Annotated in this window: 10 protein-coding genes; 1 reads left to right on the top strand and 9 read right to left on the bottom strand. The window is 37.6% G+C overall.

The genetic code is table 11. The features are described from left to right. The 9 genes from H1P_RS26940 to H1P_RS26900 form a co-directional block, all read right to left on the bottom strand. The coding region (locus tag H1P_RS26940; RefSeq protein ID WP_246141972.1) for an ISAs1 family transposase at positions 1-692 on the bottom strand (692 nt) is incomplete at its 3' end. Positions 693-1,257: 565 nt separating this feature from the next. After that, complete coding sequence (secG, locus tag H1P_RS26935) at positions 1,258-1,491, bottom strand: preprotein translocase subunit SecG (RefSeq protein ID WP_144873485.1); 234 nt, start codon at positions 1,489-1,491, stop codon at positions 1,258-1,260. 232 nt (positions 1,492-1,723) lie between these two features. Beyond that, positions 1,724-3,322, bottom strand: coding sequence for a 2,3-bisphosphoglycerate-independent phosphoglycerate mutase (gpmI, locus tag H1P_RS26930; protein WP_144873479.1), 1,599 nt, complete (start codon positions 3,320-3,322; stop codon positions 1,724-1,726). Positions 3,323-3,753: 431 nt separating this feature from the next. Continuing rightward, positions 3,754-4,341, bottom strand: coding sequence for a pilus assembly FimT family protein (locus tag H1P_RS26925; protein WP_144873476.1), 588 nt, complete (start codon positions 4,339-4,341; stop codon positions 3,754-3,756). Then, entirely contained in the window at positions 4,319-4,900 is a 582-nt protein-coding gene (locus H1P_RS26920; RefSeq protein WP_144873473.1) for a type IV pilus modification PilV family protein, read from the bottom strand. Before H1P_RS26920 ends, H1P_RS26925 begins: the two co-directional genes overlap by 23 nt. Positions 4,901-4,904: 4 nt before the next feature. After that, the gene (locus tag H1P_RS26915) at positions 4,905-6,287 is read right to left on the bottom strand and encodes a DUF7305 domain-containing protein (protein WP_144873470.1); all 1,383 of its coding nucleotides are present in this window, start codon (positions 6,285-6,287) and stop codon (positions 4,905-4,907) included. A 102-nt stretch (positions 6,288-6,389) separates the two neighbouring features. After that, the gene (locus H1P_RS26910; RefSeq protein WP_144873467.1) at positions 6,390-6,917 is read right to left on the bottom strand and encodes a hypothetical protein; all 528 of its coding nucleotides are present in this window, start codon (positions 6,915-6,917) and stop codon (positions 6,390-6,392) included. A 146-nt stretch (positions 6,918-7,063) separates the two neighbouring features. Next, positions 7,064-8,236: a cysteine desulfurase family protein gene (locus H1P_RS26905; protein WP_144873464.1), complete on the bottom strand. Its 1,173-nt coding sequence runs from the start codon at positions 8,234-8,236 to the stop codon at positions 7,064-7,066. A 342-nt stretch (positions 8,237-8,578) separates the two neighbouring features. Then, on the bottom strand, positions 8,579-8,941 hold the full coding sequence (locus H1P_RS26900) for a DUF4864 domain-containing protein (protein ID WP_144873460.1): 363 nt from the start codon (positions 8,939-8,941) through the stop codon (positions 8,579-8,581). Between the two features lie 358 nt (positions 8,942-9,299). On the opposite strand from H1P_RS26900, the gene H1P_RS26895 reads away from it, so the two are divergent. Next, on the top strand, positions 9,300-9,965 hold the full coding sequence (locus H1P_RS26895) for a response regulator transcription factor (protein WP_144873456.1): 666 nt from the start codon (positions 9,300-9,302) through the stop codon (positions 9,963-9,965). The last annotated feature ends 334 nt before the right edge of the window (positions 9,966-10,299 follow it).

Here is a 10,299-nt window from a genome sequence, read left to right as displayed (position 1 = left end):
GTCCAATAACGACGGATTTCAAGACGACCATGATCTTTCTCCAGGGTTTGATGAAAAGAGTGTTGAATCCCTTGCCATTGTTTCTCTTGAGCATTGGTAAAAAATTGTTGGACTTGGTTATAAAGACCTCTTTGATTACGTTTGAGTGCTAAACAATAATCTGCTCCTTTTGAATTGAGCAGTTGAGCAATATCTCTTTGAGTCCCCATCGCATCTATGGTTACTAGACAGCCATTTAATTCTAGGACTTTGATTAATTGTGGAATAGCGGTAATTTCATTGGTGCGCTCATCTACTTTTTGTTGAGCAAGAACTAATTTTTGTTCACTCGCCCAAGCGTTTACCAGATGAATTGCTTTTTTGTCTGTTCCCTGATTAGTGGAATGTTTGGCGGTTTTCCCATCTATACTTACTACCTCTCCTGGTAACAAATTGGCGATTGTTCTCACCCAAGAGCGAAAACATTGTTCAAATTCTGATGGGTCAAGTCTTGCAAAGACTCGTGCTATCGTATCGTGAGAGGGAATCCCATTGGGTAATTCCAGAAATTGCTTTAACCATTCATATTTTGAGTTTCCATAAGTTTCCATTGCCACCCAGTTATCAGCACCACAAATCATTGCACATATGGCAATGGTCAGAATCTCAACAAGTTTATGAGCTTTGGTTCGGTCAACTCTTGGGTCAGTCAATTTTTCAAAATGGTCGATAAGCGTGATTTTTGGTCTTAATTTCATTCTCTCTCATTCAGCAAGGATTCATTCATTATCTCTCACCCTTCAAATTAAGATGCGTTTGCCCTGCAAGTTATCCCTAATCAGTTTAGTAAAACCTCCAATAAATATTCAGTGTAGAGACGTATCATGATACGTCTCTGATTGGGTTTAACGATTTCATCAATAACCCTCTTTTGTCAGTCTGGAAAAATTTAATAGATTTACGTCATCTCAGCCAACGAAAAATCAAGCTTTTGACCCACTTTGACAGAAAAGAGATAAACTGGATCTCTGATTCGGATTTGATATTATACGATTATTAATTTTACTGAATTGATAGTTAATTCTTCTAGGCGGATGTAGAACGTAGGGAAGAATGGTCATTCGCCCTTATAGAGTTTTCTGCCCTTCACTAAAACTAATAAATCTGAAAAAAAATTGTAGGATCAATTTACAAATTAACCCTACACAATATGAAATATTTTTTAACGCGCAAAATTACGACAATTTCAGTCAAGTAATCTACGCTAGGCACAAACGATTATCTAGTAATCCAACCAGCACTTAAAGCAATAGTAATAGTCATGAAAATAATACATAAAGCCCAAGTGATGCGATTGAGAGTAGTTTCTGCACTTTTAGCACTGGTAAATAATTGAGATTGTCCCCCAATACCTCCTAAACCATCGCCTTTAGGACTGTGAAGTAACACTAAAACTATCAATAATACGGCAGAACTCGCCCAAATAATTTGAAATAGCTGATAAACTTTCATGGATAAATTAAAAAATGCTGGTAAAAAGTTGCTACGGATTATTTTAAAAGAAAACAAATAAGATGAGCAGCGATATAACCCCGCGCCAATATTATTCTGCTCTGGCATTATCCCATTTATACCCCAATGCGATGGGTACAAGTCCCGCTTAGTTTGGGACGAAGATAGGACAAGACAAATCAGAACAAGGGAATGCACATTCTAAAGATGTTCATCCCGTAGCTTAACCATTTTACATCGAAATTCTTACTGGAGTTCGATTTTGCTTCACTTCGTATTTTGCTGGCTGAATTAAAGAAGTTCCACTCATCTCTTCAGGTTGGGGTAACTGCAAAATTTCTAGAATAGTGGGAGCGACATCAGCCAAACAACCTCCCTCTCTTAAAGCTACTTCTGCACCATGTCCTGAAATAGGTCGTTGTTCCCCTTCAATTAAAATAAAAGGCACTGGATTCGTAGTATGAGCAGTCCAAGGATTACCTGCTTCGTCTCGCATATATTCCGCATTGCCGTGATCTGCTGTAATTAATATTGTGCCACCAGCACCAACTACAGAATCAATCACTTTACCAAGACATCGATCTACTGTTTCAATGGCGATAACTGCTGCTTCTATATTACCTGTATGACCTACCATATCAGGATTGGCATAGTTAACTACAACCAGAGAATAAATTTCTTTGTCCACAGCATTACAAACAGCATCAGTCACCGCTTGAGCAGACATAGCAGGAGCGCGATCATAAGTCGCTACCATCGGACTTTGAATTAATTCTCGATCTTCGCCCTCAAGAGGTTCTTCCAAACCACCATTAAAGAAATAAGTAACATGGGGATATTTTTCTGTTTCGGCAGTACGGAATTGGCGTAACCCATGCTCGGCAATCACTTCCCCTAAAATATTAGTCAAGTTTTGAGGCTTAAACGCGACATCAACAGCTAGACTACCATCATACTGAGTAAAAGTAGTAAAACCAAGGTCAGTAATAAATTCGCGCTCAAAACCATCAAAATTTGGCTTGACAAAGGCATAAGTTAGCTGTCTTGCCCTGTCAGGACGAAAATTGAAGAAAATTATCCCATCTCCCGATTCAACCGCCCCTGAAGCGATTCTAGTGGGGGAAATAAACTCATCTGTTAAATCTTGGCTATAGAAATCTTTTAATACTTCAATTGCAGGACGAGCATCAGTAACTTCATTGCGGGTCATTATATTATAAGCTCTTTCGACTCGATCCCAACGGCGATCGCGATCCATGGCAAAATAACGACCACTGATAGTAACAATCCTACCAATACCGATCTTTTCTGTATATTTCTGAATTTTATCCAGAGCGTTAATTCCTTCTTTGGTGTTGGTATCTCGTCCATCTGTGATAGTATGAATACAAACATCAGCGATCGCATTTAATTTCGCTAGGTCTAATAACCCTAATAAATGCTTTAGATGGGAATGCACTCCCCCTTCAGAACACAAACCAATGAGGTGCAACTTACCCCCATTAGCTTGAACTTTTTCACAGATATTGACTAACGCTTCATTATGAAACAAAGAGCCGTCTTCTACCGCATTAGTGATTCTTACTAACTCTTGGGGAACAACTCTTCCCGCACCCAAGTTGAGGTGTCCAACTTCTGAGTTACCCATCTGACCATCTGGTAGACCTACATCCCTACCAGAAGTATTAATTAGCGTATTAGGATAAGCTTTTTTTAAGCTATCAAAGATCGGAGTTTTAGCTGCTGCAATGGCATTAGCTTCCGTTTCTTCTCGATAACCCCAGCCGTCTAATATTGCTAGCACCACTGGAGACACAGGTGCTTGAACCATGATTACTGTCCTATTGTATTAACTGCCATGCACATTGATAATAGCATCGAGACTGACTCTGAGCGACACTATCTTAATTCGATTAGCTAATTTTTTTCTGATATTTAAGTTTAATCGCCTAAAAAGTAGATCTCAGGAGAATCAACCTTTTCGTAGCTTTTTGTTAGTCTATCTGAGGAAAAACTACTTTTCTTTTTTAAGCTGTATCGCCAGCCTAAGCAGATTTCCTAAAACATAATCATCTCTCAATAATTGCAGATTGCTATAATTTTTTATCTTAATTAAAGAATTCGCAGTCAAAAGTCAAAAATTGAAGACCTTATCATGAACAGTAAGAATGTACAAAATAATTCATTTGAATTGATATTTTCCAAATGTTTTTAAATGTTTCTAACTTGTTCACCCTAAATAGATAAAGAACTAACAGTATTTTAGTTAGTATTACAATTCTCTATTGTGTTGGGATTACCATCAGTATCTTGATGAAACCCTGTAGTAATATCGCCAAAAATCCCACTCAAGACTAAACACTTCTCATTAGAAATATCGGGATGATAAACTTTGATAATGTCGTTATTGGTGGTATTACCTTTACTTGAGAAAGTTATTGTAAGAGAGGGAGAAGGTGCAGAAGCATTGGGAAAAGCTGTATCACTAATTACTGCCGTAACCTCTGTAGGCAAAATTCTATCATTTAGTAAGCAATCACTATAATCAGCTACTCCTGGTACAGATGCTGCTCTGGTAACAAAAGCTCTCTGTTCTACTCGCCCGTAATTCGTAACAGTAGTTGTTCCAAACTCTATAATGCAAGTCTTGCTTAAGCGTGTTGCTTGACGCTGTGCTTCTTTAATTGCACCTTCAATAGTTGCCACACCATCAGTAACACGAGCTTGATTAATCAGACCAAGTAAGTTGGGGACAGATATCGCAGCCACGATACCTAATATAACCGTTGTAACTAATATTTCAGTCAAGGTGAAACCTCGATCGTGTTTAGGGGCATTCCAATGCTTCATCAGGAATCACCTCCACGTAACGGTTTGCTATTACTTCTGCATTACCATCTCCATCAACATCTGGTTCTGTAACTTGATAAGAAACTCCTAGAATTCGATGGGGTGTAGGACTAGCACCAGCAGGAATAGCAACTTGAGTTCCTTCTATGGTTAAAGTCCTTCCTAAAATTGTTGTTGTGCTTGAATTGGTAGTTGAAGTTGCTGCTATTAAAGGATCGTCTTCTATTAGTTCATTCCATAGTCCTTGACCATAGCCATCATTATTTGTTCCTCCACCATCTAAATCTAAATTACCATCACAAGCATCAGCTGTATTCGCACCAAAATTTAAAGTACTACCTAAATCATTAAGTGCTTCAATCTCTTCTTGAATTAGTTGGTCTGCTCTTTGTTCTTTCTGCGCTCCCACTTGAAACACCATTGCTAAAACCAAAGTTTGTAATGATACAGCTAAAAAACCAAAAGCAATGAAAATAGCAATGAGGATTTCAATAGTAATAAAACCTCGATCAAATGATTTATTTTTTGTATTTTTTAAAGTAATAATTGTTTTCAACATAATATTAATCTGCCTCCTGTGTTTGCCATCCAGAAGGTCTAAAAGTTAAAGGTGCGGGTGTTCTGTTAGGCGTAATGCTATAAAATGTATAATCGTCGGCGTTTACAATTATCGTTCCAGTTCTGGTATTGTTCCAGTCGTTGGCAAATATTGAACCAGTAACATTTACGTTTCCATTACCGCTCATTGTTACTGTTCCACCAGGAGCATGAATTAAACCTTTGATATTGACATTACCAGAACCATTTATTGTGACATTTCCACCAACATGAATTTCGAGAAATCTAGAAGTTGCAGCATTACTGGAATTAGTGATGTTTACTGCATTACTAATTGTTAAATTACCACTAACATAGATTATTACTCTTGCTGTTCCATCAGTTATTATGTCTTCATTATCAAGATTTAAGTCTCCAGTGTACTCAAAATAATATCGATCATCTCCAACGTGAGAGCCTTCACTTGTATTTTGAACATCAGAAAGTGTTCCTAACAATAGTTCTCCTGAATTGTAATGAGGGTCTAAAGTAATATTGGAATTTAAAGTATTTTTTTTTGTTAAACCCGTAGGATTGGGAATTGTAGCTAAAGGTGGTAAGTTACGCGAATCACTAATGGTATTTTCTCCACCTAAATCTGGGGGATCAATGCAGTCCCCTTCTCCAGAAGGTTGATAAAGAACTACATTTGCCCCATTAACATCAACAGTTCCAAAATTAGTTATCGAAGGGACAGCAGTATGATCATTTTGTACTATCCAAATAGCGGGATTAAGATCGACTAAATCTTGAGTATTTACTCCCAAGGGAATTTCAACTTGAATTTGAGTAATACTACCATCTTCAGTTGCAGCAACGTCTTTTCCTCGAACAGTTAATAATCCTCTTGCATCGCTTTCTCCATCACCATCAATATCATTATTTGCATCACTGACTAAATCGATATCGTTGTTATTATTTGACCCTAGATTGTCATCATTATCGTAAATATAATCATCAATTCTATAACTACCTATAGTGTTACCAGCCACAGTAATATTACGCCAACCAGTAGCAGAATTATCTGCCCAACCACCACCAGTGCTGCTAATACTATCGCAAGCCTGACCTGTGACCCAAGCATTTGTCCATGTGTCTAAATTATAAACAGTTAAAACACGGTTATTATTTAATAAATTTCGATATCGAGCTATGCCTATTTCTGCTGCTGCTAAAGCATCTGATGAGCCTTGTTGACTGAGGGCATTGAGATTTTCTTCGCCAGATTGCACTAGGTTAACAGCACTCAATAACACCATTACTAAACCGATCGCAATTACAATAGGTAAGGTAAAACCTTCGTCTTTGCGTTTTCGCAGTAACAGAGTTTTTAATATTAAAAACTTCATCTAAAAATATTTGGATACTAAGACTTTAATCCTCAGTGTGGCTTAGATTATCTCAGTCTAGTGCGATCTCGATCATTGACAATTGGGAAAAAAGCTATCTAGTTAGTGGTTAGTAGCCTTAGCAGCATCACTGGTTAAATTTATCTGATCGTTTTTATCATTTGCAGAATTATTGTAGTTATTGTGACTGCCAACTCCAGCATTAGTATCTGTAGCATCAATATCACTATCATTATTTACCCAATTTTGTCCTGTTTTGCTGATGGCGTCACAAGTTTGATCGCCAAAGTCTGACCATTCATCTAAATTGTGGACAGCTAAAACACGATTATTAATCAACAAATATCGATAACGAGCTATGCCTGATTTGGCTGCTGCTAGGGTATTATCAGTGCTTTTTTTACTAAAAGGGTTCCGAATTTTATCACTGGATTGTACCAGGTTAACTACACTTAATAACACGATTACCAAAGCGATCGCAATTATGATAGATATAGTAAAACCTTCGTCTTGGCGTTTTCGTAGTAACAGAGTTTTTAATAATAAAAACTTCATTGAAAAATATTGGGATACTAAGACTTTACCATCAGTGTGGCTTGGATGAGATTGATGTAGTACGATCTCAATCATTGACAATTGAGAAAAAAGTTATCTAGTTAACGGTTAGTGGTTAGTAGATGGAGACCTCTTATTTCGCGTCTCTACGGTGATTGGTTGCTCGTTGCTCGTTGTCACTTACCACTGAAATCACGACTTCTGACATCATGACTCAACTCCTAACAGCCGACACACAAAGGTAATAATCTGACAAGTATTTGTTTTAAAACCATTGCTGTCCAATCAATATCTTCTTGGGTGGTATCTTTGCCTAAAGTTAGGCGAATCCCTCTTTTTGCTGCATTAGAGTTGTAACCCATTGCGGATAAAACTGGACTGGGGCTTAATTTGCCACTGTGACAAGCTGAGCCAGCACTGATGCCAATTCCTGCTAAATTTAGTTGGCGTACTATGGTTTTCCCTGTAACTTCTGGTGCTTGTTGGGCAAAAAGATCGCTGAGGATAAAGCTTACATGATGGGGTAAACGGTACAAGCGATCGCCTGTAGATATAAGATAGGGACATTCAGCAAATTGGTCGAATAAGCGATCTCGCAATGCCACAAGACGAGATGTTTCTGTAGCCATTTCTTGTTGAGCAATTTCTGCTGCAACACCAAAAGCAGATATGGTAGGTACAGCTTGTGTTCCAGAGCGTAATTTATGTTCTTGTCCACCACCACTTAATAGGGGTGTTATACTCACGCCAGGTTTGACATATAACGCTCCTGCGCCTTGAATACCATAAATTTTATGGGCAGATAGTGAAAGTAAATCTACTCCTAGTTTTTGGACATCAATGGGTATTCTTCCTACTGCTTGTACTGCATCGGTATGAAATAAGATGTTATGACTACGAGCAATACTAGCCAGTTTTTCTATGGGTTGCAGTGTACCTATTTCACTTTGTCCGTAAATTACGGAGATTAAAACTGTATTGGGTTGGATAGCTGTTTGTAAATCCCAAGGATTGATTCTCCCCTGTTTGTTTACTGGTAAACGAGTAACTTGCCATCCCCAACTTTCGAGCAAGTTAGCTGGTTCTGAGATAGCAGAATGTTCGACGCTAGAAATAATAATATGTTGGGGATTACTGCACTGCCTAGCAATACCCATTATTGCTAAGTTATCGGCTTCTGTTCCTCCAGAAGTAAAAAGAATTGAATCTGGATTAACAGCATTAATCAGGCTAGCTACTCTTATTCTGGCAGTTTCTAACTCTAGTGCGGATTTCTCTCCCCAAGAGTGCAAACTAGAAGGATTTCCCCACTGTTGCGTCATTACTTGCTGCATTTTAGCGATCGCTTTAGGATGGGGAGGAGTAGTCGCGCTATAGTCGAGATAAATCTGCATTACATCAGTTAGCCAATAGTTAATATGGCGATAATTAATATCTGAGTACCTATCTAGTATAGATGCATTTTAAGTTCTCGATATCTCTCCAACGACTATTTTTTGCGCACAAAAAGTCTTGTTCTACAATGCCAGAATTTCTTTTCAGCGTTTTACCACTCCTATACAAACGATTCGCGAAGCAGAGGAGCTATCCCTTGAGGAAACTTCAAACGGGGGTTTTGAATTAACGAGAAAACCTCGCCGACAATCACCCCCTCAAGTTTACATTGTCCTCGAATGGGGATACGCCCCTTCCCCTACCACCCCCTCCTGACTTGGTGACATCACGACTCGGTGACTCTAGCTTACAGTCTTATCTATGGGGACAAGAAAACAACCATGAATGCGCCAACTGTGGTCTTGTTGCAGTTGCATTACATAGGTAGCCTGTACTATATTACCTGTAGAATCCATCAAGATGAGATTTTGGGCAGGGAAATTTTCTACCATAGTAAACCCTCTAAACATAACGGAGCGTGGACGATACACTGCTTGATAACTATCTGTTACCATATCTTTAAAGTTATCCCAACTACCAAACTGTTGCTGGATAGCAGGGGAGGCAAAAGAAAAAGCAGTTATAAAATCATCTTGCTGAAAAGCTTGAAGTTGCTTTTCTATAACCTGGCGAATTTCAGCCTTATCAAGTTCTGAGATATACATTATTACTCAAAGGTGGAAAATGCTTAAGAGCTTAGTCTTCAACCTCATTGGTTAGTTGTAGGTTGTACATTGATATCTTACCCAAAATAGGGCTAGATGTTAACATACTTTGACCTTTCACAGAAAATAAGCAACCAGCAATAGTGAAAGACCAAAAAGTTCAACTATTCCCAATGTAAATTTGAACTGTAAAAAAAAGAATTATCTTCTAATTTTATTTTGCTAGGTTATCATCAAATTGGTATTTTTTGAGCTTTAATTTGCTATTAAAATAAGTCAAGATAATAAAGTAATTATTTTTAATAATTAATCTAGAGTATTATTAACTTGCAGAAGCAATTACCGTACACTGTAATTTATGTCATTGTTAATCCTAATTGCGGAAGATGATCCAGGTGTTCGGATGGCTGTTCAGGGTTATTTAGAAACCTTTGGCTATTCTGTAATTATGGCAGAAGACGGGGAACAAGCACTTTCGATGATCCAACATTATCGTCCTCACCTTCTGATATCTGATATCAATATGCCGAAAAAGAATGGTTATGAGCTAGTTAGAGAAATTCGTAAATTTCCTGAATTCCGTTTGTTACCTGTAATATTTTTAACAGAATACGATCAAGTTACAGATCGCGTTCAAGGCTACAAAGTTGGTTGTGACGTTTATTTGGCTAAACCTTTTGAAGTGGAAGAGTTAGAAGCTGTAATTCGTAATCTTTTAGAGAGATCGCAAATTATTGGTACTGAGTTGATTGTTGCTAACAATCAGGAGCGTAATTTAGCTTCAAATACTGAGGAAATAACTCAAGAGCCATCAGCAGAAAATGAAGTTCAACTTAACTTAACAGACAAAGAACAACAAGTATTAGTATTTGTAGTAGAAGGTTTTTCTAATATCAAAATTGGTAAAGAGCTTCATCTATCTCATCGTACTATTGAAAAATATGTTTCTCGTTTGCTAAGAAAAACTGATACTAAAAATAGAGCAGAGTTAATTCGATTTGCTTTAGAGAATCATTTGCTCTAATAAATCATTGTTAGGCGTTGCGTTCGTGAATTGAAGTGGTGAAGAGCAAGTAGGAAATAAAAAAAAGTAGGGGAGGTCTTTAAGCAAATATTTGAGGGATCATCTCACAAATATCCAACTCTCAATTTTTCGCCCCTACTAGCATTATTTATGGTACTTTTGCATTGCTTTGGCGTTACACCTTTTACCTAAACTCAATTTAGAAAATCAGTAGATGGACAAGTGCGATCGCTATGCTGAGAGCCTTGACTTTTCCACTTATTTATCAGTACTAATGTTTTAATAATCGAAATTTAAAATAAATATTGCTTATACTTGCGAACAGAAAGTTAGT

Source organism: Hyella patelloides LEGE 07179 (genome assembly GCF_900659865.1).
Classification (GTDB): domain Bacteria; phylum Cyanobacteriota; class Cyanobacteriia; order Cyanobacteriales; family Xenococcaceae; genus Hyella; species Hyella patelloides.
This window is presented reverse-complemented; position numbering and strand designations above follow the sequence as displayed.

What these genes read in the sequence shown, in the direction of transcription:
- secG (WP_144873485.1), bottom strand. Translation starts at nt 1,491, where the DNA reads ATGAAAGTTTATCAGCTATTTCAAATTATTTGGGCGAGTTCTGCCGTA.
- gpmI (WP_144873479.1), bottom strand. Translation starts at nt 3,322, where the DNA reads ATGGTTCAAGCACCTGTGTCTCCAGTGGTGCTAGCAATATTAGACGGC.
- H1P_RS26925 (WP_144873476.1), bottom strand. Translation starts at nt 4,341, where the DNA reads ATGAAGCATTGGAATGCCCCTAAACACGATCGAGGTTTCACCTTGACT.
- H1P_RS26920 (WP_144873473.1), bottom strand. Translation starts at nt 4,900, where the DNA reads ATGTTGAAAACAATTATTACTTTAAAAAATACAAAAAATAAATCATTT.
- H1P_RS26915 (WP_144873470.1), bottom strand. Translation starts at nt 6,287, where the DNA reads ATGAAGTTTTTAATATTAAAAACTCTGTTACTGCGAAAACGCAAAGAC.
- H1P_RS26910 (WP_144873467.1), bottom strand. Translation starts at nt 6,917, where the DNA reads ATGATTGAGATCGTACTACATCAATCTCATCCAAGCCACACTGATGGT.
- H1P_RS26905 (WP_144873464.1), bottom strand. Translation starts at nt 8,236, where the DNA reads ATGCAGATTTATCTCGACTATAGCGCGACTACTCCTCCCCATCCTAAA.
- H1P_RS26900 (WP_144873460.1), bottom strand. Translation starts at nt 8,941, where the DNA reads ATGTATATCTCAGAACTTGATAAGGCTGAAATTCGCCAGGTTATAGAA.
- H1P_RS26895 (WP_144873456.1), top strand. Translation starts at nt 9,300, where the DNA reads ATGTCATTGTTAATCCTAATTGCGGAAGATGATCCAGGTGTTCGGATG.